Origin of the sequence: Frankia sp. CcI49 (genome assembly GCF_001983215.1) — a bacterium.
GTDB lineage: Bacteria > Actinomycetota > Actinomycetes > Frankiales > Frankiaceae > Parafrankia > Parafrankia irregularis.
Genome location: NZ_MOWP01000050.1, coordinates 23983 through 49573, shown reverse-complemented (window position 1 = coordinate 49573; position 25591 = coordinate 23983). Strand labels below are relative to the sequence as shown.

Annotated in this window: 21 protein-coding genes; 9 read left to right on the top strand and 12 right to left on the bottom strand. The window is 71.1% G+C overall.

Annotated features, from left to right (window positions below; translation table 11 throughout):
- Positions 1–56 precede the first annotated feature (56 nt).
- Together CcI49_RS37770 and CcI49_RS37765 are read left to right on the top strand one after the other, a co-directional pair.
- Positions 57–755, top strand: coding sequence for a hypothetical protein (locus CcI49_RS37770; protein ID WP_076834431.1), 699 nt, complete (start codon positions 57–59; stop codon positions 753–755).
- A gap of 236 nt (positions 756–991) precedes the next feature.
- Entirely contained in the window at positions 992–1561 is a 570-nt protein-coding gene (locus tag CcI49_RS37765; RefSeq protein ID WP_241840500.1) for a class F sortase, read from the top strand.
- Between the two features lie 14 nt (positions 1562–1575).
- On the opposite strand, the gene CcI49_RS37760 is transcribed toward CcI49_RS37765, so the two are convergent.
- Positions 1576–3039 carry a glycosyltransferase gene (locus CcI49_RS37760; RefSeq protein WP_076834429.1) on the bottom strand — a complete coding sequence of 488 codons (1464 nt, stop codon included), beginning with the start codon at positions 3037–3039 and terminating at the stop codon, positions 1576–1578.
- Between the two features lie 403 nt (positions 3040–3442).
- On the opposite strand from CcI49_RS37760, the gene CcI49_RS37755 reads away from it, so the two are divergent.
- Both CcI49_RS37755 and CcI49_RS37750 read left to right on the top strand, forming a co-directional pair.
- Positions 3443–5044 (top strand): MDR family MFS transporter, encoded by a 1602-nt coding sequence (locus CcI49_RS37755; RefSeq protein ID WP_054564600.1) that lies wholly within the window; start codon positions 3443–3445, stop codon positions 5042–5044.
- Positions 5045–5051: 7 nt separating this feature from the next.
- The gene (locus CcI49_RS37750; RefSeq protein WP_054564601.1) at positions 5052–5720 is read left to right on the top strand and encodes a TetR family transcriptional regulator; all 669 of its coding nucleotides are present in this window, start codon (positions 5052–5054) and stop codon (positions 5718–5720) included.
- 84 nt (positions 5721–5804) lie between these two features.
- Here CcI49_RS37750 and CcI49_RS37745 read toward each other — a convergent pair whose 3' ends face one another.
- The gene (locus tag CcI49_RS37745; RefSeq protein WP_054564602.1) at positions 5805–6470 is read right to left on the bottom strand and encodes a helix-turn-helix domain-containing protein; all 666 of its coding nucleotides are present in this window, start codon (positions 6468–6470) and stop codon (positions 5805–5807) included.
- Between the two features lie 152 nt (positions 6471–6622).
- Between CcI49_RS37745 and CcI49_RS37740 the strand changes: the two genes are divergently transcribed.
- From CcI49_RS37740 to CcI49_RS37725, 4 genes are read left to right on the top strand one after another with little or no spacing between them, the layout of a single operon-like run.
- Positions 6623–7330 carry a hypothetical protein gene (locus CcI49_RS37740; RefSeq protein WP_076834427.1) on the top strand — a complete coding sequence of 236 codons (708 nt, stop codon included), beginning with the start codon at positions 6623–6625 and terminating at the stop codon, positions 7328–7330.
- Positions 7327–8103, top strand: coding sequence for a hypothetical protein (locus CcI49_RS37735; protein ID WP_054564604.1), 777 nt, complete (start codon positions 7327–7329; stop codon positions 8101–8103). The genes CcI49_RS37740 and CcI49_RS37735 overlap by 4 nt, the downstream gene beginning before the upstream one ends.
- Positions 8100–8687: a cytochrome c oxidase subunit 3 gene (locus tag CcI49_RS37730; protein ID WP_076834425.1), complete on the top strand. Its 588-nt coding sequence runs from the start codon at positions 8100–8102 to the stop codon at positions 8685–8687. Before CcI49_RS37735 ends, CcI49_RS37730 begins: the two co-directional genes overlap by 4 nt.
- A 3-nt stretch (positions 8688–8690) precedes the next feature.
- Positions 8691–8984, top strand: coding sequence for a cytochrome C oxidase subunit IV family protein (locus tag CcI49_RS37725; RefSeq protein WP_054564606.1), 294 nt, complete (start codon positions 8691–8693; stop codon positions 8982–8984).
- Positions 8985–9115: 131 nt separating this feature from the next.
- Here CcI49_RS37725 and hpnH read toward each other — a convergent pair whose 3' ends face one another.
- The 10 genes from hpnH to CcI49_RS37675 form a co-directional block, all read right to left on the bottom strand.
- Entirely contained in the window at positions 9116–10123 is a 1008-nt protein-coding gene (hpnH, locus tag CcI49_RS37720) for an adenosyl-hopene transferase HpnH (RefSeq protein ID WP_054564607.1), read from the bottom strand.
- A 517-nt stretch (positions 10124–10640) separates the two neighbouring features.
- Positions 10641–12521 (bottom strand): 4-hydroxy-3-methylbut-2-enyl diphosphate reductase, encoded by a 1881-nt coding sequence (gene ispH / locus CcI49_RS37715; protein WP_076834423.1) that lies wholly within the window; start codon positions 12519–12521, stop codon positions 10641–10643.
- Complete coding sequence (locus CcI49_RS37710; RefSeq protein WP_076834421.1) at positions 12518–14719, bottom strand: terpene cyclase/mutase family protein; 2202 nt, start codon at positions 14717–14719, stop codon at positions 12518–12520. Before CcI49_RS37710 ends, ispH begins: the two co-directional genes overlap by 4 nt.
- Before the next feature lie 91 nt (positions 14720–14810).
- Positions 14811–15827 carry a polyprenyl synthetase family protein gene (locus CcI49_RS37705; protein ID WP_054564610.1) on the bottom strand — a complete coding sequence of 339 codons (1017 nt, stop codon included), beginning with the start codon at positions 15825–15827 and terminating at the stop codon, positions 14811–14813.
- Positions 15824–17539 (bottom strand): hydroxysqualene dehydroxylase HpnE, encoded by a 1716-nt coding sequence (hpnE, locus tag CcI49_RS37700; RefSeq protein ID WP_063792969.1) that lies wholly within the window; start codon positions 17537–17539, stop codon positions 15824–15826. The genes CcI49_RS37705 and hpnE overlap by 4 nt, the downstream gene beginning before the upstream one ends.
- On the bottom strand, positions 17536–18438 hold the full coding sequence (hpnD, locus tag CcI49_RS37695; RefSeq protein WP_076834418.1) for a presqualene diphosphate synthase HpnD: 903 nt from the start codon (positions 18436–18438) through the stop codon (positions 17536–17538). The genes hpnE and hpnD overlap by 4 nt, the downstream gene beginning before the upstream one ends.
- Entirely contained in the window at positions 18435–19559 is a 1125-nt protein-coding gene (gene hpnC / locus CcI49_RS37690) for a squalene synthase HpnC (RefSeq protein ID WP_076834446.1), read from the bottom strand. Before hpnC ends, hpnD begins: the two co-directional genes overlap by 4 nt.
- Before the next feature lie 562 nt (positions 19560–20121).
- Positions 20122–20850, bottom strand: coding sequence for an SDR family NAD(P)-dependent oxidoreductase (locus tag CcI49_RS37685; RefSeq protein ID WP_054564613.1), 729 nt, complete (start codon positions 20848–20850; stop codon positions 20122–20124).
- A 513-nt stretch (positions 20851–21363) separates the two neighbouring features.
- The gene (locus CcI49_RS37680; protein WP_235497548.1) at positions 21364–21846 is read right to left on the bottom strand and encodes a DUF192 domain-containing protein; all 483 of its coding nucleotides are present in this window, start codon (positions 21844–21846) and stop codon (positions 21364–21366) included.
- Positions 21847–21960: 114 nt separating this feature from the next.
- The gene (locus tag CcI49_RS37675) at positions 21961–23046 is read right to left on the bottom strand and encodes a TetR/AcrR family transcriptional regulator (protein WP_076834444.1); all 1086 of its coding nucleotides are present in this window, start codon (positions 23044–23046) and stop codon (positions 21961–21963) included.
- A gap of 224 nt (positions 23047–23270) precedes the next feature.
- Here CcI49_RS37675 and CcI49_RS37670 point away from each other — a divergent pair, with 224 nt between their 5' ends.
- Positions 23271–25508 (top strand): MMPL family transporter, encoded by a 2238-nt coding sequence (locus CcI49_RS37670; protein ID WP_076834416.1) that lies wholly within the window; start codon positions 23271–23273, stop codon positions 25506–25508.
- Positions 25509–25591 lie beyond the last annotated feature (83 nt).

Genomic DNA, 25591 nt, shown 5'->3' with positions numbered 1-25591 from the left:
TTCCCATGCCGGGGGTCGACGCGGCACGCGGACTATCGAAGCGAGGTCATGACTCGATGGGTCACAACACTGATGCTGACGATCGCGCGGTTCATCGGCGCACCGGCACCGGGCACGGCCGGGGTGCCGCGGGGCGCAGGGTGCCGCGGGCCGGGTCCAGGCTGCTGGGCACGGTCGGGCTGGCCGCGGCGCTGGTCGGTGCCGGCGCTGGTGCCGCACACGCCGCGGGCACCACGGCCGCCCCCAGCCCGGCACCGAGGCCGGCCTCGGTAGCCGGGCCGGCCGCGGCCCCGCCTTCGGTTCCCGCCAGCGCCGGCGACGCGGCTGCCGGGGCCACCACCGTCCCCAGCCCCCGGGCCGAAGCGCCCCTGCCCACGGCGCGAGACGCCGCCCCGGTGCCGACGGAGGTGGCGGTCCCGCCCACCTGCGATCGGGCGGGTGCGGGGGCGTCCCCGGCGGAGCAGGCCGCGGCCCGTCAGCGCTGCGCCGACGCGGCCCTCGACGGCGACTCGGCCCTTCCGGTCGGCGGCATCGACACGGGCGCCGGTGGCACAGCGAGCACGAGCACGGGCACGGCGACCGCACCCGCCACCCTCGCGGCCGGCCGGGCCGGCGCGACCGACGCGGCCGACGCGGCCGGCCAGACAGGTCTCGCACTGGCCGCGGGCGGCACTGGTCTCGGCGCGCTCGCTGCCGTCGGCGCCACGCTCACCGGCCTCGGCCTACGGCGGCGCCGGGCCGGGGCCGCCGACTGATCGTGGCCGGAACGGGAGCCGGGCACGCGCCCCGGGGCGAAAGCTGGGCGCGGCCCCGAGACATGGCCGGGACCGGGCGCGAAAGCCAGAGCGGAACCGGGGGCGGAAGCCGGAACGCGGCGGAACCGGGCCGGCCATGGCGGCGGCGCTGGCTGCCCGCGGCGGCGCTCGCGGCCCTGCTCCCCTGGTCGGTGTGCTGCGGTGCGCGGCCGGCGGAACGGCCGACCGCACCATCGGTGAGCGGGACCGTTCCGGCCAGCCGGCCGGTGCGGGACGCGGCCCCCACCGGCGGCACGCAGGCCGCCGGTGGGGGCCTCACCCCGGGCACAGCCGCACGGACTAGCACGGGCCTGGGCGCGGGTCAGGTCGCCGAACCGGTGCGGGTCCGGATCCCGGCGATCAACGTCTCCGCGCCGGTCGTGTCGCTGACCCTCGACGACAGCGGACGGCTGCGAGCCCCGTCCAGGTTCGAGGAGACCGGGTGGAACGCCGCCGGCCCGGAGCCGGGCGAGCCGGGCACAGCGGTGATCGCCGGCCACGTGGATTCGCGGACCGGCCCGGCGGTGTTCTTCCGCCTGCGGGAGCTCGCCRCCGGTGATCGCGTGGAGGTCGAGCGGGCCGACGGGACGTCCGCGGTCTTCGTGGTGCGCCGGCGGGCCTGGTTCCCGAAGGATGCCCTGCCCGCCGCCGAGGTGTACGGCCCCACCGGCGCGCCGGAGCTGCGGCTGATCACCTGCGGCGGTGTCTTCGACCGGGCCCGGTCAAGCTACCGGGACAACCTGGTGGTGTTCGCCGACCTGCCCTGACCCGGCCGGCCGGGTCAGGGCTCCTCGCCGGTCCGCCGGCCGGCCTCGATGCGATCATCAGCCCGGTCCGGGACGGGGCCGCCCTCAGGCTGCTGCGACGTCCCGGTGTTCTCGGTGTTCTCGGTGCTCTCGGTGTCGTCGTCCGCGCGCTGGCGGACGACGACGTTCCCTGCCTGCGCCGCCGGCTCGGCCCGCTGGCCGGCCCGCTTTCCTTCGGGGGCCGCGTAGGTGCGCCCCTTCCACGCGGCGCCCCGGCCGGCCCGGTGCCGGCGGGCGGAGTCGATGGTCATGGCGAGGTAGAGCGCGGCGGTGAAGGGCAACGCGAGTGCGCTGCGCGCCGGCTGGCCGTAGTACCGCAGCATCGGCGTGTAGGTGGTGATCATGATCGACCAGGCCAGCAGGCCGGCGGCGGCGACCGCGACGTCACCCGCGACGATCCCGACCACGGTCGCGGCCACCGGCGCCACGAAGACCACGGCGAGCCCGAACACGGTGCCGACCAGCAGCAGCGGAGACCAGAAGAGCTGCGCGTAGGCGGTACGCGCCACCATGTCCCACAGGTCCGCCAGACGCGGGTACGGCCGCCGGCTGGACACGTGGTCCGCGAGCCCAAGCCAGGTTCGCCCACGCTTGTTCTTGATCAGCCGAGCGAGCGTGACGTCGTCGATCACGGCGTCCCGGATCGCCTCGATGCCACCGGCCTCGATCAGCGCCCGCCGGCGGACGAGGGAACATCCCCCGGCCGCCGCGGCGACCCGTGATCGCGGATTGTTCGACCACCGGAACGGATAGAGCATCGCGAAGAAATAAACGAAGGCCGGGACGATCAGCTTCTCCCAGCCGGTGCTGACCCGCAGCCTGGCCATCTGCGAGACGAGATCCAGCCGATGGTCGGTCGCCGCCCGGACCAGCGCGCGGACCGAGCCCGGTTCATGGCCGATGTCAGCGTCCGTGAGCAGCAGGAAGTCCGCCGGGCCGGCCGCGGCGACGCCGTGCCGGAGCGCCCAGAGCTTGCCGGTCCAGCCGGCGGGCGGCTCGCTGGACCCGATGACGGTCAGGGTCACCGCGCCCCCCGAGCCGGCATCGTCCGGACCGGCATTGTCCAAGCCGGCACCGTTCAGGCCGGCACCGTTCAGGCCCGCACCGTTCAGGCCCGCACCGTTCAGGCGGTCGGCCGCGGCCTGCGCGGCCAGCTTCTGGGCGATCTCGCCCGTCCCGTCCGTACTGGCGTCGTCCACCAGGACGATGCTCAGCGGGCCTGGGTAATCCTGGGTCAGCAGCGAGGTCAGCGTGAGGGGCAGTACGTCGGCCTCGTCCCGGGCGGGGACCACCGCGACGACCGATGGCCACTCGCCGGACGGTTCCGCCCCGTCGGCACGCGGCAGCCGCTGATCCGTGCGCCAGAAGAACCCCCAGCCCAGCGCCAGAAAGACCCACGAAGCGAGCGAGATCAGCGCGATCACCAGCAGTGGAAGCACGCCAGGCAGGATGCCACACGGCCACGCCCCCCGAACTCGCCAGGACGGATCAGTCCCGCACCGTCCCGGCTGGTGCGCCATGGCGCTGTCACACCCCGCTTCCCCCAGTCCGCCCGGGTTCCGAACGGGCTCCGAACGGGGTTGCGCGAGCGCAAGGTCACACCGAGAAGGGCCCTGATTTTCGGTTTTGGGCTCGCTATCGACTCAGACAGATGCTTTACTAAATTTAGTTGTATGAACCAACCAAGGGAGGTTCGTCACGTCGACCTCGACGACTTCGCCCGACCTGCCGGGCGGCCGCAGCCCCAGCGCGACCAAGCGCGCACCGAAGACCCGCAGGGACACACCGGAGGAGCTGCGCCAGCGGAAAGCCAGCCCGGCCGGGCTGACGCACAGGGAGACCATGCTGGCCCTCACCGGCCTGCTGCTCGCCCTGTTCGTCGCCATGATCTCGTCGACGGTCGTGACGAACGCCCTACCGAAGATCATCTCTGATCTGCACGGCAGCTCGACCAGCTACACCTGGGTGGTCACGGCGACGCTGCTCGCGATGACCGCCACCACACCTATCTGGGGCAAGCTGGCGGACCTGTTCAACCGCAAGCTCCTGGTCCAGACCGCACTCACGATCTTCGTCCTGGGCTCGGTGCTCGCCGGGATCTCGACGTCCACCACCATGCTCATCTCCTTCCGGGTGGTGCAGGGCATCGGCGTCGGCGGGCTGTCCGCTCTGGTGCAGATCGCGATGGCCGGCATGATCGCCCCGCGGGAGCGGGGCCGCTACAGCGGCTACCTGGGCGCGACGTTCGCCGTCGCCACCATCAGCGGCCCGCTGATCGGCGGCGTGATCGTCGACGTCCCCGGGCTGGGCTGGCGTGCCTGCTTCTACCTGGGCCTGCCCATCGCCGTGGTCGCGTTCGTGGTGCTCCAGCGCACGCTGCAGCTGCCGTCCGTGCGCCGCGACGTCTCGATCGACTACCTCGGCGCGACGCTGATCGCCGCCGGCGTCAGCTGCCTGCTCATCTGGACGTCGCTGGCGGGATCGAGCTTCGGCTGGGTCTCGGGTGAGTCCGCGCTCCTGCTCGGCGGCGGTCTGGCCCTGCTCGCGGTCGCCGTGGCGGTCGAGGCGCGGGCGAAGGAGCCGATCGTCCCGCTGCGGCTCTTCCGCGACCGGACCATCGTTCTCACGATCATCGCCAGCGCCTGCGTCGGCACCGTGATGTACAGCGCCAACCTGCTGTTCAGCCAGTACTTCCAGCTGGGCCGGGGCAAGAGCCCGACGCTGTCGGGTCTGCTCACCATCCCGATGGTCGGCGGCCTGGCGATCGCCTCCCTGATCGCGGGGCGCATCATCACCGAGACCGGCCGCTGGAAGCGCCTCCTGGTCCTGGGCACGATCCTCATCGGCGCGGGCCTGGGCCTGCTAGGCACGGTCAGCGACCACACGCCGCTGGTGACGGTGTCACTGTTCGCCTGCCTGATGGGCGCGGGGCTCGGAATGGTGCAGCAGAACCTGGTGCTCGCCGCCCAGAACTCCGCCTCCGCGGAGGATCTGGGGTCCACGAGCTCGGCCGTGGCGTTCTTCCGCAGCCTCGGTGGTTCGGCCGGTGTGGCGGCCCTCGGCGCGGTGCTCAGCACCCACGTCAGCAACGCCACGATCTCCGGGCTGCGCGCAAACGGTCTGCCCGCCGACACTCTTGGGGACGGACGCTCCGTACCCGACCCGTCCAGGCTGCCCGACGCGGTGGCCTCGGTCGTGCATCACGCCTACGGCCTGGGCGTCGCGGATGTCTTCCTGATCTGCGTCCCGCTGGCTGTGTTGGCGCTGCTCACGGTCCTGTTCATCCCCGAGGTGCAGCTGAGGTCCGGCGCGGGGGTTGAGAAGGTCGAACGTGTAATGACGAAGCTGCCGGCCCGCGACCGCCACGACGACGGTCTCGATCCGGATGTGGAACTGGCCGCCTGGCGGCCGACGGCCGGTGCATCGCCAGAACCTGCACCATAATCAAGGGGTGACACGCAGCCGTCGGCCCGAACAGACGGGCGATACCCGTCAGGTACTGCTGGCTGCGGCCCGCCGCAGGTTCGCCGAACAGGGCTATGCCGCCACCGGCACCGAAGAGATAGTCGCGGACGCACGGGTCACCCGAGGAGCGCTGTACCACCACTTCCGGGACAAGGCCGACCTGTTCCGGACCGTGATGGAACAGGTCGCCATGGAGGTCGCCGAGCAGCTTGTCGCGGGTGAGCTCGCCCGCGGTGCCGAGCTGCCCAGCGACGCCTGGACGCAGCTGCGCACGGGCTTCCAGTCCCTGCTCGACATCTCGACCACGGACAGTGACTTCCAGCGCATCGTGCTCATCGACGGCCCGGCGGTCCTCGGCAACGACGCCTGGGACCAGCTGGTCGAGCAGCACGGCTACCGGCTGCTCTCCGAGTGGCTCGAGCGGGCGGCGGCCGAGGGCCGCATCGATCCGCTGCCGGTCGCTCCGCTCACCCGACTGGTCGCGGCGCTGCTGTCCGAGGCGAGCCTCTACACCGCGCGGGCCGCGGATCCCGACCGGGCCCGAACCGAGGTCGGGATCGTGCTGGACCGCCTGCTGCGCGGTCTCGGTCGCCGTGGCGGCGACCTGGCCGACCAGCCAGCGGTCAGCGCCGGCGCCCCACATGGCCACGTCTGATGCCTGACGACTGACTCCCACCGACGACCGACCCCCCACCCGGGCGGGGTTCGGCCGGTCGGGTGCCTGCGTCCGCCGAGCGGCTCAGTCGGGCAGGTTCAGCAGGCGGCAGGCGTAGCGGAAGACCTGTTCCCGCAGGATCCGCGGATCGATCGCGGCGAGGCCGGGCTGGCCGACCGCGGTGATGACCCCAACCAGTATCGCGGCGGGGATGCGCGAGTCGTTCTCGCGCTCCTCGCCGTCCACGCCGGCGCGGTCGGCGCGGTCGGCGCGGTCGGCGCCGGCGTCCACGCCGCCCGCGCCGGCGTCCTCGTTGACGAGCAGCGTGTAGATGCGCTCCGTCAGCCCGCGGAACGGCTCATGCTTCATGAGGATCCGCGTCATCACCGGGTCACCGCGCCACGCGCTGACCCCCGCGCGGTTTCGCACCGCGAAGTCGATCAGCTGCTGTAGCAGCACTCGACGCGCCTCGACCCGGTCCTGCGCCGCCTCGGCCCGCTCGACGGCGGCCTCGAGCGGGACCGAATGGTAATCGGCCGTGGCGATGACGATCTCTTCCTTGGTCCTGAACTGGTGGTAGATCGCCGCCTTCGTGACCCCCATCCGGTCGGCGATCATCTGCAGCGTGGTGCCGGCGACCCCGTTGTCGGCAAAGAGGTCGAGGGCGGCGGTGAGGACGCGGACCTGCGCCGGGCTGTAGCTGATCTCAGCCAGGCGGAGGGCGGGCCGGGCCGTGGTGGTCGGGCGCATCGCCCCAGGCTAGTTGCCCGGCGAAACAGCTGGATAGCCGGTCAGCTAGTCGACTGCCCCAGGACCGGTGACCTGCATTTGTTGCCGGCTACCCGGGCCGGATAGCCGATCAGCTAGACAGCTGGATAGCCGATCGACTACTCTGCCGCCCCATGAGACCTGTGAACGGCGAGCGGATCATCTTATGGACGCTGCCCGCAGCTGCGGTCCTGTGGGTCGCCGCGTTTTTCCTCTTCCCCGGTTTCCTACCGCCGATGTCGCCGCGCTCCTCGGCCGACGAGGTCGCGGCCTTCTACCGCGAGAACACCGCCCGCGTCCGCTACAGCATGATTGTTTTCAACTGGTTCTGCGTGGCGCTGATCCCGATCCTGATGCTGATCGTGGAGCGGATGCGCGGTATGGCGCAGCGAACCCCGGTCCTGCGCTACTGCATGATCGGCTGCGCCGGCGCCGCACCCATCGCCTTTCTCACCGCGAGCGTGTTCTGGCTCCTGGCTGCCTTCCGGCCCGAGCGCGCACCGGAGCTCACCCACCTCTACAACGACCTCGCCTGGATCACACTGACCTGCGGAGTTCCTTTTCTGGTGGCGCAGAGCCTTTTCCTGGCGGTCGCCATCTACCTGGATCGGCAGGAGACCCCGGTCTTCCGGACATGGATCGCGCATTTCAACATCGCGGTCGCAGTCGCGCTTGTTCCGGCGGGTTTCGCGGRCCTGGCGCACAACGGCGTTTTCGCCTGGGACGGATTCCTGTCGTTCTGGGTCCGGAACAGTGCCATCGCACTCTGGATCATCGTGATGTCGGTCGTTCTGGCCCGGGCGGTACCGCGTGACGGCGCCGCGGCCGAGGCCACCGCATGAGGCCCTTCGCCCGGGGCGACAACCCGAAGCGTGAGCTCTGGCTGATGTGGTTCGCGGTCCTCGCGTTCTACCAGCTGTACACAGTCGTCTTCTTCGTGCTCACCCGCACCCAGCCACCCGGCAGCCCGTCGTACACCGCGGCCGAGGTCCCCGGCTGGTTCGCGAGCCATCATGACGGGCTGCTCGTGGGGCTCGCGCTGATCTTCGTTCTCGGCGGCCTCTCGGCGACGTCCATCGCCCTGATCACCTACACGATCCGGCGGATGTCGGTCAGCCGCGCGTTCGCCTACTCCTACCTGATTCTCTACTCGGTGAGCGCGGTCCCGGGCTTCCTGTTCATCTGCGTGGCGCTGACCGCCGGAGCCATGCGGCCGGAACGCGACCCGCGGTTGCAGCAGTGGCTCTACGACCTCGGATTCCTGTCGTTCTCCGGCACCATGGGCGTCTTCCTCGTCGGCTCCCTGATATGGATGGCGGCGATCCTCCTCGACCGCAACCGGGTCTTCCCGAAGTGGTTCGGCTACCTGAACCTCTGCAACGCCGTCACCGAGGTCGTCGTCGCACCGGCCTGGATCTTCGACCGCGGTGTCTTCGCCTGGAACGGGCTGATCGCCTGGTGGATCAATGTGGTCGTCTTCGGGATCTACACCGGCGTCTTCATCAACCTGCTGCGAAACGTGATCATCCGCGAGGACTTCGGTACCGGCCCGCTGCCCGACCTCCCGCCCAGGCGGGCCCGCCGGAACACGGCGGCGGCGGAGGCGGCCTCATGACGACCACGCAGGCGCCGCCAACCGAGGCGGCGAAGGCGCGGCGGGTGCCCGGCCAGCCGGACATGTGGGTCCTCGTTCTCGTCGAGTCCCTCATCTTCACGTCCTACTTCGGCGTGTACCTCTTCTACCGTGCCCAGCACGAGGCGGCCTTTCTCCAGGAGCAGGCGCACCTCGACCTCTGGCTCGGGATCATCGACACCATCGTCCTGCTGACAAGCTCGTGGTCGGTCGCCCGCTGCGTCCAGAACGCACGCGCGGGCCGTTACCAGGCGGCCGTGCGGGACGCCTGTGTCACCGCCGCGCTGGGTCTGCTCTTCCTCGCCCTCAAGATCGCGGAGTGGGCCGGGCACATCACCGCGGGCCACACCCTGACCAGCGGCGAGTTCTTCACGCACTACTTCTTCCTCACCGCGATCCACGCCGTCCACCTGCTGATCGGGCTCGTCGTCGTCGGCATCGTGGTCCGTCAGCTCGCCGATCCCCGGCGACGCGACCAGCAGGTGGTCGAGACCTGCGCCACCTACTGGCACACGGTCGACTTCCTCTGGGTCCTGATCTTCGCACTGCTCTACGTCGCGAGGTGATCCGTGCTCAGCGCATCGAACAAGAGGCTTTTCGCCGCCTGGATCGTCCTGTCAGCCATCACGGCCGCCTACCTGTGGATCGATCATTCCGCGGACGATCACGGCACCCCGGTCGCGAGCACCTCGGCCACGGTCGGCGCGATCGTCCTCGCCCTGGTCAAGGTTCGCATCATCATGCGTGAGTTCATGGAGGTCCGGCACGCGCCGCGCCTGCTGTGCCGGCTCACCGATCTGTGGGTGGTACTCATGGCGGCCGGGTTGCTCGGCATGTACTTCGCGGGCAAAGCCGTCGCCTGACCCGCGCCCCCCGAAAAGAGCGATGCCGCCCCGACCCTGGACGGGTCGAGGCGGCATCGTCACTTCACGGTCTGCGGCGCACCGGCCTCATTACGCCAGCGCTGACGCCGTTACGCCGTTTCGTTCGAGGCTCAGGCGCCCATCCGCGCGGCGCGGATCGACTCCTTGAGCGAGCCCATGGTGGCCAGCACGGCGGAGGTCTCGTAGCCACAGTGCGCCATGCAGTTGGCGCAACGCGGGTCCTTGCCCCGGCCGTAGGCCTCCCAGTCGGTCGTCTCGACGAGCTCCTTGTAGGAGCTCACGTAGCCGTCCGACATGAGGTAGCACGGCTTCTGCCAGCCGAAGAGCGAGTAGCTCGGAATTCCCCACGCGGTGCAGGACAGTTCCTTCTTCCCCTCAAGGAAGTCCAGGAACACCGGTGAGTGGTTCAGACGCCACCGCTTGCGACGGCCGTCGCCGAAGACCTTGGAGAACATCTGGCGGGTCTCCTCGACCGCCAGGAAGTGCTCCTGGTCCGGCGCCTTCTCGTAGGCGTAGCCCGGCGAGAGCTGGATCTGGTCGACCTTGAGCTCGTCGTTCAGGAAGTTGATGACGTCGATGACGTCCTGCGGGCTGTCGTTGTTGAAGAAGGTCGAGTTGCTGCCGACCTGGAAGCCGGCGGCCTTCGCGGCCTTGAAGGCAGCGACGCACTCGTCGAAGGTGCCGGGCTTCTCGACGATCGCGTCGTGCCGATCCTTCAGGCCGTCGATGTGCAGCACGAAGGTGAAGTACGGCGACGGAGTGAAGTTCTTCAGCTTCTTCTGCAACAGCAACCCGTTGGTGCAGAGGATGACGAACTTCTTCCGCTTCACGAGCTCGTTGACGATCTCGTGCATCTGCGGGTGCATCAGCGGCTCGCCGCCGGCGATGGCGACGACCGGAGCGCCGCACTCCTCGACCGCCGCCAGCGCGTCCTCAACGCTCATGCGCTGCTTCAGGACGGATGCGGGGTGCTGGATCTTGCCACAACCCGTGCAGGACAGGTTGCAGGCGAACAGTGGTTCGAGCTCCAGAACGAGCGGAAAGTGCTTCCGGCGGAGCAGCTTCTGCTTCGCCAGATACGTTCCAACGCGGAGTGAGTACCGCCAGGCGACAGCCACGGCTCACGCCCCCCTTTCATCGGCCGCATCAGTAGCGACCCGAGGTCTTGGAACGACCATACAGGTTGTACGTACAGCCTGCATGTCGATCACGGAATGAGGCCCGGCACACACGTGGGCAAAAGCTGTCGCAGCCGCTCACGGGGACACCGGAAGGCCCGACCAGCCACTTTGACAGTCCATCGGCAATGCTGGAACGACGCAAGGTCACTCGGGGTAGTCAACCGCCGGCGTTTTGAATCACGATGGTCACCCTGCGCTATTCGGATCCGGGTGACGCGGAGCATCCGGCGCGGCCTGACAAATTCATGACACAGACATCTGCGGCACCTTCGTGAACGCATCTCGCGAGAACACACTGTGGCCTGTGGCCCACCCGGGCGCCAGTCAGGCGGGAGAACACGTCGGCGGCCCGGGTACAGGTTCATACCCGGGCCGCCGATGGTGCTTCGGTAGCCGATGACGCTTCGGTAACGGTGCCGATGGCGCGCGGGAGCCGCAACTCCGCGCGCCGACGTCACTTCCGTTCTGAAAGCGGTCGGCGGACCTCCTTCGGCAGGTGGAAGGAGATCGACTCCGTCCCCACCGAACGGACCGTCACCGAGGCCGAGCCGAGCCCGGACAACGCGGCCGTCAGCTCCTCGACGAGCAGCGGCGGCGCCGACGCCCCGGCCGAGATGCCGATGGTGCGCGCCCCACGCAGCCATTCCAGCTGGACGTCACCGACGCTCTCCACCAGATGGGCCGCCACCCCGTCGCGCTCGCTGACCTCGACCAGCCGCTTGGAGTTCGAGCTGTTCTCCGAACCCACGACCAGGACGAGATCGGCCTCGGCCGCGACCCGGCGCACCGCGTTCTGCCGGTTGGACGTGGCGTAGCAGATGTCCGCCGAGCCCGGGCCGACCACCGCGGGGAAGCGGACCCGCAGGGCGTCCACGACCTCCTCCGCCTCGTCCACGGCCAGTGTGGTCTGCATGAGGTAGGTGACCCGTTCGGGGTCCTCGACCTGCAGGTCCTTGACCGCCTCGGGTGACTCGACCAGCTGGATCCGGCCCGGTACCTCGCCGAGGGTGCCCTCGACCTCCTCATGGCCGGAGTGCCCGATGAGCAGCACCGTGTCACCCCGGGCGGTGAACCGGCGCGCCTCCGCATGCACCTTCTCCACCAGCGGGCAGGTCGCGTCGATGACGTCGAGCCCACGGTCACCGGCCTGGTCCCAGACCGCGGGTGCCACACCGTGCGCGGAGAACACGACGGTGGCCCCGGCCGGGACCTCGTCCAGTTCCTCGACGAAGATCGCACCCCGGCTGGCCAGGTCGGCGACCACATGGGTGTTGTGCACGATCTGCTTGCGCACGTAGACCGGCGCGCCGTGCAGCTCCAGCGCGCGTTCCACGACCTCGATGGCCCGCTCGACCCCGGCGCAGAACGCGCGCGGCTCGGCGAGCAGCAGGCGGCGGTTGGCCACGGCGTCGACCCAGGCGCGCAGGGCCGGGCCGAGCGCGCTGATCGTGCGCAGACCGGTCACCCCACGCCGGAACAGGTCCAGCTTGCCCAGCGGTTCGGCGGGGGTGTCCACGATCACCCGGACCGCCGCGATCGGCCGGTCTCCCGCGCCGGGCGCGAGAGTCGCGGATTCCATATCCACCGCGATGGCCCCGGTCGCGGCCAGTTCGGTCCGGGCCGCGCCGGTCGCCACCTTCTCGACCGAGACCATCGGGCCGACGTGCACCCGCAGGCCACCGCGCCGCAGCTCACCGGCGAGCAGCGGCGCTGTCGGGCAGGTGGCGACCACCGTTCCGTCAGCGAGGCGCAGCTCGCTGGCGACGACGACGTCGCCGGGCCGGGTCTCGTCGGTCAGCCCGCCGGCCAGACCGACGATCGCCAGTGCATCCGGCCGAGCCTCCCGCACCACCCGGTTCGCGCGGTGCGCGCGGTCCGGCCCCATCCCGGTCCGCACGATGGTGGTTCCCTCGGGCAGATCGGCCCGGCTGATCGCGAAGGCCTCCAGCCGGAGGGCGGCCGCGACCACGAGCCGCTGCGCGCGGGGGGCCGGCTGTACGGGCGACCCCTTGGCACCCGCCGCGCCCGCCGCTCCCGCCGGGCTCGATCCAGGCGCGTCGGGATCCGCCGGAAGCGACAGCTCCGAGACGGTGTCCGGTGCCTCGACCCAGCGGGCGAGCGCCAGCGGTGAGGCGATGCCGGCCCGCGACGGGCCACCCGCCGGCGGAACGGCACCGGCCTGCTCGGGGATCGACGCCCGCGGCGTCGCACCCCGCGGCGTGACCGTGGTCGGCCCCGGGTTCGTCACCTGGCTGTCACGGTCACGTGAGCTCGCGGAACGCGCGCCGCCGCCGTGCTCGGCCGCGCCGCCGCTGTCCGCTGCCGGGATGCTCATCGCGTCGCCCTCCCGGTGAGGCTCACGTACCGGCCGAGGGCTGTCACCGGGAAGACCAGCCGGTACAGGTGGTAGTTGATGGAGAAGTCCCAGGGGAAGCCCGTCCCGGTGAACTGCGGCTCGTCCCAGGTGCCGTCCGCGCGCTGCGTGTCGCACAGCCAGCGGATGCCGCGTTCGATCGACTCCCACTCGACGCTGCCGCGCTCCGGCTCCATGGCCAGCAGTGCCAGCAGCGCCCAGGCGGTCTGCGAGGCGGTCGGCTCGCCGCGTCCGATCCACGAGTCCTCGCGGTAGGAGCGCAGGTCCTCGCCCCAGCCACCGTCGGATGTCTGGTGCTCGACCAGCCAGTGCGCGGCGGCGAGGATCGCCGGGTGGCTCGCGCTGACTCCCGCGGAGATCAGCGCCGGCACCACGGCACCCGTGCCGTACACGTGGTTGACACCCCAGCGGCCGAACCAGGATCCGCCGGCCTCCTGGTTGTCCAGCAGCCAACGGACGGCCCGCTGGGTCATCGGGTGATCGGCCCGGCCGAGCAGCGCGAGCATCTCGACCATGTGCGCCGTGACGTCCGCCGACGGCGGGTCGACGACCTCACCGAAGTCACAGAACGGGATCTTCGTGACCAGGGTGCGGACGTTGTCCGCGTCGAAGGCGCCCCAGGCTCCGTTCGACGAGCGCATCCCCACCGACCAGTCGACGCCCCGCTCCGCGGCGGCACGCAGCTCACGGGCGAGCTCCGGGTCGGCGGCGGCGATGGTGCCGGCCGCGGCGGACCCGGCCGAAGCCGCCGCGGCGGCCGCGGCCGCTGCCGCCGATCCGGGCCCGGAGCCGTCCGAATGATCCACCGGGCCGTGCCCGTCCCCGAGCAGGCGGTGGATGGCGATGACCACCTCGGCGGTGTCGTCGACGTCCGGGTAGAAGTCGTTGTCGAACTCGAAGGCCCAGCCGCCCGGAGCGAGGGTGGGGCGGCGGATCGCCCAGTCACCGGCGACCCGGACCTCCTCGTCCGCGAGCCAGCGACCAGCCCGCACCATGGCCGGGTCGTCGCCGGGCACGCCGGCGTCGGACAGCGCGACGACCGCGAGCGCGGTGTCCCAGACCGGTGACTGGCACGCCTCGATGCGGCGGACCATCCCGTCCGGGGTCTGCTCACGGATCGTGAACCGGTCGAGGGCGCGGAACGCCATCGAGATCACCGGGTGGTTGAGCGGGTAGCCCATCAGGTGCAGGGCCATGATCGAGTAGACCATGGGCGGCTGGATCCCGCCCCAGCAGCCGTCCGCCTCCTGCCGGGCGATCACCCACTCGGCCGCGCGGCGCAGCGCGAGGCGGCGCAGCGGCTGGAAGGGCCGCTTCTCGTAGCGGTGCAGCACCACGTCGAGCCGCTCGAACGCCCCGGCCCAGCTGCGCAGCGGGGACTTCACCGGCTTCGGAGCCGGGACCCGCAGCTCGTCCAGCGTGAAGCCGAGCGAGCGCACCGGCCGCAGCGAGCCGACGATCGTCAGCGCGACCACGGTCTGGCGGGCCCAACAGGCGAAGTCGTAGATGTTCAGCGGGAACCAGGGCGGCAGGAAGGACAGCTCCGCGGGCAGCACCGGGATGTCGTCCCAGGACCATTCACCGAACAGGGCCAGCCAGATCCGGGTGAACACCCGGGACGCGGCGATGCCGCCGGCGGCACGCACCCACTCGGCCGCGGACCGCATGTGCGGGGCCTGCGGATCGTCACCGGCGAGTCGGAGCGCGACGTAGGCCTCGATGGTCGTCGAGATGTCGGACGGGCCGCCGTAGAAGGTGGCCCAGCCGCCGTCGGGGAGCTGCTGGGAACGGATCCAGCGTCCGGTCTCCTGCGCCGTCGCCGGCGTGAGGATGCCGAGGAACTGCCGAAGCATGAGGTCCTCGGCGTCCATGGTGACGTTGGTTTCCAGCTCGCCCTTCCACCAGCCTTCGTCGGCCTGGAGGGAGAGCAGGTGGTCGCGTCCGCGCGCCAGGGTGTCGACCACCGGGTCACGGTGGGCGTCGGCGGGCTGCGGCTGTGGCTGTGGTGCGCCGGTCAGTACCGCGGTCCCGGCCTCGAACGGCCCGGCCTCCTCCATCGGCGCCGCCGTCGACGGGGCCGGAACCTGCGGGGCCGGAACCTGCGGGGTCGGGTGCGCGGCCGTTGGGGCAGCCGAGGACTGGTCCGAAGTCAGGCTCATCGACGACTCCCCTCGTCGTACAGATGCAGGTACAGGTCGTGCGAATGACCGCCGGGCGACCGGCGGGCGGGTACTGCCACCTCGCTCCCCCTCAGCGATCTCGTTCGGTCACGAAACGCGCCATGGCCAGCAGCTCCGCCTCGGCCGACGCCGGGATCGAGATCGAACGCAGCGCGTTCTCACACGCCTTGAGCTGACGGTCCGCCTCGGCCGTCGTCCAGTCGCGGCCGCCGGCGCGCTCCACGAGAGCGGCGATGTGCTGCAGCTCGGCCTCGGACGACTCGCCCTCACCGGTGAGGAAGGCACGAAGCTCTTCGGCATCGTTTCCACCGGCCTCCAGCGCCACCACGACCGGCACCGACTTCTTGCGCGAACGCAGGTCGTTCAGCACCGGCTTGCCGGTCACCGCGGGGTCGCCCCAGATGCCCAGCAGGTCGTCGATGAGCTGGAACGCGGTGCCGAGCCGGGAGCCGTACTCGGCCAGCCCGTCCACCACCTCACCGGGGGCACCGGCGAGCACCGCACCGAGGGAGGCGGAGCAGGCGAGCAGCGCGCCGGTCTTCCCGTCCTCCATGTGCAGCGTCTCGGCCACCGAGACATCCGAGCGGGATTCGAACAGGAGGTCCTCCGCCTGCCCGCGGACGAGGTCCTGGACGCCGGCGCCGAGGATGACCGCGGCGCGGCGGCCCGGTTCGCCCTCGACCTCCAGCAGGACCTGGGTGGCCAGGCCGAGCAGCGCGTCACCGGCGAGGATCGCGCCGTCGGCGCCGAAGACCGTCCACGCCGTGGCGCGGTGGCGGCGTTCGGTGTCGCCGTCCATCAGGTCGTCGTGCAGCAGCGAGAAGTCGTGCACCAGCTCGACCGCGACCGCGGCCGGCAGGCCGACCTCGGCCGGCGCACCGGCGGCCTCGGCGGAGAGCAGGGCGAGTGCGGGCCGGACGAGCTTGCCGCCGTTGCCGGGCACCGGGTCGCCTGCGGCGTCAACCCAGCCGCGGTGGTAGGCGACGACGTGGCGCAGCCGGGGGTGGAGCCGGTCCACCGTGGCGCGCAAGGCGGGCACCGTCAGGGCGCGCCCGCGCTCGATCGCTTCCGGAACCGTTGTGGTCATACCGGGAATCCCCCCGTGGACTTGGATGTCACTTTCTGGGTCGTCGCTGTGTGTGCTGTCGACGAGTCAGCTGCTGCCATGGACTGGGTCGGCACCTCGCCCTGCGACGCACTGTCGTGCGACTCGCCGCCCTGCGACTCACTGCCCTGCAGCTCACTGCTCGCCGTGGGCGGAACGTGATCGGCCGCGGGCAGTGTGCTCCCCGATACCCCCATGCCGGCGAGCGTCTCACGGGCAGCAGCGATTCCGCTACGCACGGCACCTTCCATGGTCGCCGGCCAGCCGGTGTCCGTCCAGGTACCCGCGAGCGCGAACCCGGGCAGAGCGGTCGCCTGATCCGGGCGCAACCGCAGCGAGCCGGGCGCCTGGTCGAAGGTCGCGGTGCGTTCCCTGGTCACGAAGACCTCGAGCAGCTCCGCCTCGCGCGCGGCCGGGAACAGCCGGCGCATCTCCTCGACGAACAGCGCCCGCAGATCATTGGCGGGCTGGTCGATCCACTCCTGCGCCGCCGACTGGGACAGCGCCAGGTACTGCGCCCCGGGCGGCCCCACCTTCGCCAGCCCGGAGGAGACCGTCCGGTCGAAGATCCACTGGATGGGTGAGCCGACCACAGCGAGCATCGGACTGTCCAGCACCGGCCGGTCGTAGATCATGTGAATGTTGATGATGGGCGAGACACCCAGCTCACGCAGCCGGTCCCGGTCGACGCCCGAGCCCTCCGGGAGCAGATCGGCGGCGGCCGGCGGCGGCACGGCGAGCACCACCCCGTCCGCCCGCAGGACCTCTCCCCCGTCGAGGGTGACCTCCCAGCCGGTGGAGGTGCGGACGATGGCCCTGGCCTTGGTGCCCGTCCGCACGGTGCCGCCCGCGGCCGTCAGCGCGCGCACGGCCGCGTCGCCGTGGAGCTGCTGCAACGGGGCTTCAGGCCAGCCCAGGTCACCCGCATCGGCCCCGTCGAGCAGACCGGTGCGGACCACCTTGGCGGCCAGGCCAAGCGACGCCTCGGCGGCCGGGGCGTTCAGGGTCGCGACGGTGAGCAGCTCCCACAGCGCCTCGGTGGCCGCGGCGCTCTGGCCGTGCCGCTGAAGCCATCCGCCGAACGAGTCTCCGTCCACCTTCGGGTCACGCTGGTTCAACCGACCGATCTGGAACGCGGCCAGCGCGGCCCGGAGGCGGTCGGCGAGCGGCAGCGCCCGGTATCCCAGCAGCGCCGGCGCGAGGTGCAGCGGCGCGGGCAGCGGCACCCGGGTCCGGCGCAGCCTGGTCCGGGTCAGCGAGCCCGCGATCAGCACCTCGACGTCCAGCCGCTGCTGCAGGGTGGTCAGGTGGGTGACGCCGAGCCGGGCCAGCAGCCCGCGATAGGCGGTGCAGCACCGCATGAAGACGTGCTGGCCGGTGTCGATCCACAGCGAGCCGTCCTGGAACTTGCGCTGGAACGACGTGGTCTGGCCGCCCAGGCGCGGCCGGCCCTCCAGCAGCACCGGCCGGGCGCCCTCGTCCGCGGCGACCAGCGCCGCCGCGATACCGGCGAGCCCGCCGCCGATGACGACGACCCGGCCCCGCCCCGCGTCCCGGCTCTGCCCCGCGGACCGGCTCTGCCCCGCGGACCGGCCCTGCCCCTCCGACCGGCCCTGCTCGGTGCCGGCGTGGGCGCCGAGCGAGCCCGCGCCCTCCGACCAGTGGGCCGGTGGCGTGTCCCCCTGTGCGCTCATGCCGCCCTGGCTTCCGATCGGCCCGCGAGGCTTCGTGCCGCCACGACGGCCTTCTCCCAGCCGGGCAGCGACAGCCGGCGTTCCAGGACCGCGGTCGGGTCCTGCCGGATGCGCCGGTTCAGCCGCAGGTAGATGCCGGCCATCGCGCCGCAGCAGGCCGCGCTGCGGCGGTCCAGCAGGCCGAGCAGGGCCAGGCCACGCGTGTACCACTCGTCGGCCCGGACCGCACAGTCGCGCAGATAGTCCACCAGCGCGTCCTCCGGGGCCCCGAGCCGCCCGGCGGCGTCCACCGTCAGCGTGACACCGGCCTTCTCCAGCTCGGTCGACGGCAGGTAGATCCGCCCGTTGAGCAGGTCCTCGCGAACATCGCGCAGGATGTTGGTCTGCTKCAGCGCCACGCCGAGGGCGTCGGCGATCTCGGCCGCCCGGGCGTCACCGGCCGAGCCCTCCACGCCGAAGATGCCCAGCGAAAGCCGGCCGATCGTGCCCGCGACCAGGCGGCAGTAGCCGACCATGTCCTCGAACGTCTCGTACGTCGCGCCATGGACGTCGCTCTCGACGCCGTCCGTGAGCTCGATGAAGGCCTCGATCGGGATGGGGAAGCGCCGCGCGGTGTCCGCGAGGGCGACCATCACCGGGTCGGAGCTGTTCGTGTCCAGCGCGCGGATGTCGGCGCGCACCTTCGCCAGGCCGGCGAGCTTCTCCTCGGCCGGCAGATCGCCGTCACCGATGTCGTCGAGCCGGCGGGCGAGGGCGTAGACCGCCGACAGCGCGCCGCGCTTCTCCGCGGGCAGCAGGCGGATGCCGTAGCTGAAGTTCCGCGCCGCCTCCCGCGTCAGTGCCTCGCAGGAGGCGTAGGCCTCGGCAACTGTGGAACTGCCCGGTGCACCCGCGCTCATCTGACCCCCTCGGTGCCGTCAACATCTGTTACGGCGGACGCCGGAGCACCCATGCTGTCCGTTCCGGTGACCTCACCCGATCCGGTGACTGCTGGCCTGGTGGCACCGGGCCCGGCGGCACCGGGAGCGGCCCCACCGGCCCGGGCGACGCCGAGCCTGGTGGCCCCTGGCCCGGTGACCTCGGTGGCCGCGTTCCCGGCAGCCCTGGCGGTGGCTGCCGCGCCGGGCAGCCACCAACGCGCCCACGCGGTCGCGGCGAAGGCCGCGACCCGGGGCTTGGGAGCCTTCGGCGCGCCGCCGAGCATGTCGTAGTCGGCGCGCCGGATGGCGTCGAGGGCGGCCCGGCCGCCGCCGACGAAGCCGGCCATCGCCAGCCGCAGCCGGCCCCCGACCAGACCCACCAGCGGTGCGCCCGAGTCGAGCAGGGTCCTGGCCCGAGCCACCTCGAACGCCATCAGGTGCCGCACCGCCGGCGACGCGCTCGGCGCCGCCAGGTCGGCCTCGGTCACCCCGAAGGCCTCCAGGTCCTCCAGCGGCACGTAGATCCGGCCGGCGGCGAGATCCTCCGCCACGTCCTGGAAGTGCTCGGCCAGCTGCAGCGCGGTGCAGATCCGGTCCGACAGCGCGACCCGGGCCGGGGTCGCCAGGCCGAAGACACCGAGGACCATCCGGCCGATCGGATCAGCCGAGAGCGTGCAGTAACGCACCAGGTCGTCGTAGGTGTCGTAGCGGGTGACCACCTGGTCCTGCCGGTTCGCCTGCACGAGCCGGCGGAACGGCTCGGCGGGCAGGTCACAGGCCCGCACGGTCCGAGCGAGCGTCTGGTGCACCGGCAGCCTCGGCTGCCCGCCCGACCAGATCAGCTCGAGGTCCTCGCCGAGCTCGTCCAGCAGTGCCAGGCGGTCGCCGGGGGCTTCGTCGCCGATGTCGTCGACAAGCCGCCCGAAGACGTAGAGGGCGTTCAGGTGCTCCCGCAGGCGTGCCGGAAGCAGCCTCGACGCAACCGGGAAGTTCTCCGCGGACGCGGCCAGCAGCACCTGGTCGGTGGGTGTGGTCAGGTCGGTCGCGCCGAGAGGGGCAGACGGACGCGGTGGGCCGGTTCGGGCGTCGATTGCGGTCATACGCCTCTCCTTAACGTGGCGCTGCGCGCTCCGGGTGCGCGGTGCGGTGTGCGTCCTGTGCGTCGTCCGGCCGGGCGAGCGCGATGCGTCGCCGAYCGCGATGGTGCCGGTCATGGTGCGTGCCAGATCGCCGGAACCGCTACCGCTGGCCGGAGGGGTGCTGGCCAGATCTCCGCCGGGCCCACCGCGGCAGGCGCCGGTCCGGCACTGGTTGGCCTGGTCGTGGGCAACGTCCGGGCCATCCGGTCAGCAGGGGTCAGGTCGGTCAGGGGCAGGCGGTGCGTGACGCCCAGGCGGCGGTGGGACCGCCCGGACGTCACGCCATGGGATCACAAGCGCCGTGCCGCACGTTCACTGCCTGGCACGGCCGGGGACACCGCCGATCAGGCCGTGCCCCCCGCAGCCACCTCGTCACCGGTGCTGCCACCGGTGACGACTGAGCCCTTCCCATCGCCGACTCGGGCCCGCGACATCCCTGGCCGTTCGCCGTGAGATGGAAAAGACTCACTGGAGTAGTCCGCTGCGCGCACTCACCTCCCGGGCCGGCGGTCGGATCCGGAACTCATCCGAAGACACCGGCCAGGCGGCGGTACAGCGACGGAGCCGCGCCGTGAACGCGCGCGGCGGCGGACAGCCATCGGGGCACCCACACTTCGGCGTCTCCCCGGCCGGTGCCGGCGAGCATCCGCTGCGCCACCAGACCCGCAGGGATGGGACGCGGCCACCGGCGCACGTACGGTGCACCACGCCGGTGGAAGAAGGGGGTGTCCACAGCTCCCGGTAAACACAACGTAACGCTAATGCCACGTCCTGCGACTTCGGAGCGAAGCGCGTCGGCGAACCCCACCATCGCGGCCTTCGAAGCCGAGTACGCGACCTCGCCACGAACGCCCAACGCGCCCGCGACGCTGCCGACCAGCAGGATTCGACCCTGGCCCCGCTCCAGCATCGCCGGCAGCATGGCCCGGACGAGCAACATCGGGGCCAGGACGTTGACCGCGATGAGATCATTGATGGTTGACGGAGGCATCACGTCGAACGGCCCGGCCGCGCCGAGACCCGCCGAGCAGATCAGCAGATCCACCTCGCCGAGCAGCTCCGCGGCACGGGATGCCACCGCGACCTCGCCACCGGGGCGCGCCAGGTCCACCGCGATCCGGTGGCCCTGCGTCGCCGCGGCGACCTCGTCAAGAGCCGCGCCATTGCGGCCCACCAACAGCGAACGACAGTTCTGATCAGCGAGCAGGAGGGCCGCCTCCCGACCGATACCGGAGCTGGCTCCGGTCACCACGGCAGTGCGTGGCGGCCATCCGCCCGTCGAGGCGGTTCGCGCGCCGCTGGACGCGACAGGCAGGCTCCCTTCGCGGGCAGCCGCGCGAGGCCGAACGATCACGGCCCACCACCTCGGGTCACACGGTCCCCCCCGTGGTCCCGTTCCGGCACAGGTTTCACGTCACCTACTGCTTCCGTTTATGTCGCCCTCCACCATCGGCGTTCCACGTGCGACGGGATCAGACCTGCACTCCCGCCCACCGCCGGCTCGCTTCGAGCGGCTCCACCATTTCATCGTCCAGAGGCCAGGTCGTCCATCGTCAGATGTACGACATCGGACCCTGCTCCCTTACCACACATTCGGTGAGGCGAACGGAGGACCAGATCCGTATTCACCCCGCCGAAGCTTCAGCGGAATTGCCTTCGTGTTTTCCGAACGGAATGACACAACATTGACATCTACCGGACATCGAGACGTAGCTCACGCCCGCGCGAGTCACCGCACCTGCCGACCATCGGCTACACCCTGCCGTCAGTCCGAACCAATCGCCACCGGATCACCGGCGACGACCTCGGCGAAGGTGCGCGCCGGCGCCTCCACCGCATGGGTGTATGCCCCATCCGGGTAGTAGACGGGACAGCTCGACGGATCATCACTCGGGCACGGCGTCATCTCCCGCACGCCGACAACCCTACCGTCCCGGACAAACATGATCGAAAGGGGCAGCAACGTGCGGAACATGTAGAAGCCGGACGTCGTCTCACCGGCAAATTCGAAGATCATCCCGCGCCCCGGAGGAAGGTCGGTCCGATACATCAGGCCTCGGCGCCGCTCGGTGTCACTGTCGGCAACCTCGGCCACGATAGTCAGGCCGCGAACCCGGACGGTGACAGTCGCACCATCACCCGAACCCGCATTTCCTCCGGAACCCGCAATGCCACTACAGGCCGCGACGAACACCGTCGCGGCGGCGGCGCCCAGGGCGCCGGCCAGTCGGGGGACGGACGGGCTCACACCGCACAACCCGGTACCGGGCAGTCCCTCGGCGGGCCACCCGGACACAGCCCCCCACTACGCCAGCCGCCACTGCGCCAACCATCGTCGGGCCAACGGCTGCTATACCAGCGGCTACTGCGCCAACGGCTCCACGGCCTGCTCTGGTCCGAGCGCGGCAAGGGCGGCCTCCACGATCAGACGCTGAAGTTCTTCGGACAACAGCGGCGCGAACGGAGACAGCGTGCCGGCAGCCGCCGACGCGCAGTCACCCGCGGCGGTCGCATCAGCACCCACCGCCGGGTACGCCGGGCGAGCATCGTCGGCCGCCCCGACACCCGCCGCCGCGGCGGTGCCCAGCGAGATCTCCGGTGCCACCGCGTCGGCGGTGCCATCCGCACCGCTGTCTCCAGTAAATCCGGTCAGGCTCCGAATGCCCGTTGGACTCCCCACGCGAGTGGTGGTGATCCAGGTCGCCGTGCCACCGCGGTCGGCCGCGCCGCGATGCCCGCCGCCAGCCGTGCCGTACCGACCGCCGTCAGCCGGGTGCGCGGCACCGCCGCCGGGCCGCCCGGCCGCCGCCGTCGATCCGCCGGCCGTCACCCCGACCGACGCCGATCCGACTGACGCTGATCCGACAGGCGATGCTCCGCCGGCCTCGGATTCGCTCGCCTCGGATTCGCTCGCCTCGGTTTCGTCGCTCGCGGCAACATTCCGCCAGCGCGCGCGGCCCATCGCATCGCCCATTACGCCGCTCTGGACACAGCCGACCGCGCAGCGGGCCCGCATGATCCGGGCCACCGTGGGCCGCGGCCCGGCAAGAGCACGGATGATCAGCTCGTACTGGGAAATGATGTCCTCCTTGCCGATCCGATGGTGCAGCACCGAGGGATCGTTCGCGAAGGCGCAGAGGACGGCACCGGTCTCCACCAGCAGTGACGTGAGTGCCTCGAGGATCGCCCGCGGTGGCGGCGGAGGGTCACGACGGGCCAACTCGACCAACTGTGCGAACCCGGACTCGAAGGGCGAAATCAGCGCTTCGAGAATCATCTCCTTGGACGAGAAGTGATAGTAGAGCGCGGCCTTCGTCACGCCGAGTCGTTCAGCGATGTCACGGACCGAGGTGCCCGCATACCCTCGTTCCACGAAGAGCTGCACGGCCGCCTCGAGGATCCGCGTGCGGGTGTCGGCTCCCTGCGCGCGCGTGCGTCCTATGACCACCAGCACTCACCCCCACAGGACGGTCAGCCGCGAATGCTACTCTTGCACTCACTTACTGAACGATCGGTAAGCAAATTGAGCGATCGGTAAGCGAAGCGCCTGGCGGGAGGCCTGCCGGCGGCACCACGGTCACCGGTGGTGGCGTCGATCAGTGCCGATCAGTTGGGCCGTCAGCAGGTCACGGACAGCGACAGACGACCAACCAGCACCTCCGAGGGGAAACGATGGCAAAGCTCGCTCGCTGGTGCTTCCAGCACCGCTGGCTCGTCCTGGGCCTTTGGGTCGCGGCTCTTGTCGGGCTGGCAGCGCTCGGCCGGGCCACGGGCGACGACTACAAGGACACCTTCTCCCTGCCTGGGACGGACTCCCAGAAGGCAATCGACATCCTCGAACGTGACTTCCCGGCGCAGTCGGGCGACAGCGCGACCGTCGTCCTGCACGCCCGTACCGGCACGCTGACCGACCCAGCGATCAAGGCGCAGGTCACCGACATGATGGGGCAGCTCGCCAAGCTGCCGCACGTCGCCGAGGTGATCAGCCCGTTCAGCGCCGACGGCAAGGGCCAGATCAACGAGGCCGGCACCACCGCGTTCGCCACCATCGCCCTCGACCTGCCCGGCAACGAGCTGCAGATCTCCGACATCGAGCACGTCGTCGACACCGCCCGCGGCTACGACAAGGGCGCGCTCCAGGTCGAGGCGACCGGGCAGGTCGTCGCCAACACCGAGCAGACGACCAGCTCCACCGAGCTCATCGGCATCATCGCGGCGGCGATCATTCTGTTCGTCGCGTTCGGTTCACTGCTCGCGGTCACGCTGCCGCTGATCACCGCGCTGGCCGCGCTCGGCGTGGGCCTCAGCCTCATCATCCAGGTCTCCCACCTGACCTCGGTGGCCGAGTTCAGCACCATGCTGGCGACGCTGATCGGCCTGGGCGTCGGCATCGACTACGCGCTGTTCATCGTGAACCGCCACCGCATCGGCCTGCGGGCCGGGCGCTCCCCCGAGGAGGCCGCGGTCAACGCGGTCAACACCTCCGGCCGCGCCGTTCTCTTCGCCGGCGCGACGGTCTGCATCGCCCTGCTCGGCCTGTTCGCCCTCGGCGTGACCTTCCTCTACGGTGTCGCGCTCGCCGCGGCGTTGACGGTCGCGATGACCATGCTGTCGTCGGTCACCCTGCTGCCAGCGCTGCTCGGCTTCTACGGGCAGAAGGTGCTGAGCCGCCGCGAACGCCGCCGGATCGCCCAGCACGGCCCCGAGCCGGAGGCGCCGTCCGGCTTCTGGTGGCGGTGGGCCAAGGGCGTCGAACGCCGCCCGGCCATCCTCGCCGTGCTCAGTGCCGTCGCGATCGCCGTGATCGCGATCCCGTTCTTCTCACTGCGGCTCGGTTCGTCCGACCTGGGCAACGGTTCGGAGGACAAGACCACGAAGCGTGGCTACGACCTGCTCGCCGAAGGCTTCGGCCCCGGCTTCAACGGGCCGTTCTCCCTGGTCACCGACCTTTCCTCCGGCGCGGGCCTGCAGGCGCTGAACCAGGCGGTCGCCGCGGCACGCGACACCCCCGGCGTCGCCTCCGTGACCGAGCCACGGCAGAGCCCGAACGGCCGGGCGGCGATCGCCACCCTCTACCCGACGTCGAGCCCGCAGTCGCCGGAGACGGCCGAGCTGCTCGACCGCCTACGCGACGACGTCCTCCCGACCGCGACCGCGGGCGCCGCCGCGCCGGTGTACGTCGGCGGGATCACCGCGATCTTCGAGGACTTCGCCGGCGTCCTGTCGGACAAGCTGCCCCTGTTCATCGGGATCGTCGTGGTCCTCGCGTTCATCCTGCTGGTCGTGGTCTTCCGCAGCCTGCTCATCCCCCTGACGGCCTCGGTGATGAACCTGCTGGCAGTCGGTGCCGCGTTCGGTGCGGTGGTGGCGGTGTTCCAGTGGGGCTGGCTGTCCGACCTGTTCGGCCTCAGCCCCGGGCCGATCGAGGCGTTCCTGCCGGTCATGCTGTTCGCGATCCTGTTCGGCCTGTCCATGGACTACGAGGTCTTCCTGGTCAGCCGCATGCATGAGGAGTGGACCGCCAGGCGGGACAACCGCATCGCGGTGTCGCTCGGCCAGGCCGAGACCGGCCGGGTGATCTCCGCCGCGGGCGCCATCATGACCCTGGTGTTCGCCGCGTTCATCCTGGGTGACGAACGAGTGATCAAGCTCTTCGGGCTTGGCCTGGCCCTCGCCATCGCCATCGACGCCTTCGTGATCCGCACGATTCTGGTGCCGGCGCTCATGCACCTGTTCGGGCGCGCGAACTGGTGGCTGCCGCGTGGTCTGGACCGGGTCCTGCCGCGGGTCTCGGTCGAGACCTCCGACGATCTCGCCGAAGCCCACCAGGTGCCGGTTCCGGCCGGCGACTTCCGCGACGGTGTGCCGGCGCAGCCGCACGAACCGGCGGAGTCCGAGCGGACCCACTGAGCCACGCGGTCATCGACCGCTGACGATCGACCGCTGGAGCTCGACGCCCGGCCGGCAGCCCCACAGCGGGCCACCGGCCGGGC

Bases quoted from the DNA above. Each gene is read 5' to 3' on its own strand.
- CcI49_RS37770 (WP_076834431.1), top strand. From the start codon at position 57: ATGGGTCACAACACTGATGCTGACGATCGCGCGGTTCATCGGCGCACC.
- CcI49_RS37755 (WP_054564600.1), top strand. From the start codon at position 3,443: ATGCTGGCCCTCACCGGCCTGCTGCTCGCCCTGTTCGTCGCCATGATC.
- CcI49_RS37745 (WP_054564602.1), bottom strand. From the start codon at position 6,470: ATGCGCCCGACCACCACGGCCCGGCCCGCCCTCCGCCTGGCTGAGATC.
- CcI49_RS37735 (WP_054564604.1), top strand. From the start codon at position 7,327: ATGAGGCCCTTCGCCCGGGGCGACAACCCGAAGCGTGAGCTCTGGCTG.
- CcI49_RS37730 (WP_076834425.1), top strand. From the start codon at position 8,100: ATGACGACCACGCAGGCGCCGCCAACCGAGGCGGCGAAGGCGCGGCGG.
- ispH (WP_076834423.1), bottom strand. From the start codon at position 12,521: ATGAGCATCCCGGCAGCGGACAGCGGCGGCGCGGCCGAGCACGGCGGC.
- CcI49_RS37710 (WP_076834421.1), bottom strand. From the start codon at position 14,719: ATGAGCCTGACTTCGGACCAGTCCTCGGCTGCCCCAACGGCCGCGCAC.
- CcI49_RS37705 (WP_054564610.1), bottom strand. From the start codon at position 15,827: ATGACCACAACGGTTCCGGAAGCGATCGAGCGCGGGCGCGCCCTGACG.
- hpnE (WP_063792969.1), bottom strand. From the start codon at position 17,539: ATGAGCGCACAGGGGGACACGCCACCGGCCCACTGGTCGGAGGGCGCG.
- hpnC (WP_076834446.1), bottom strand. From the start codon at position 19,559: ATGACCGCAATCGACGCCCGAACCGGCCCACCGCGTCCGTCTGCCCCT.
- CcI49_RS37670 (WP_076834416.1), top strand. From the start codon at position 23,271: ATGGCAAAGCTCGCTCGCTGGTGCTTCCAGCACCGCTGGCTCGTCCTG.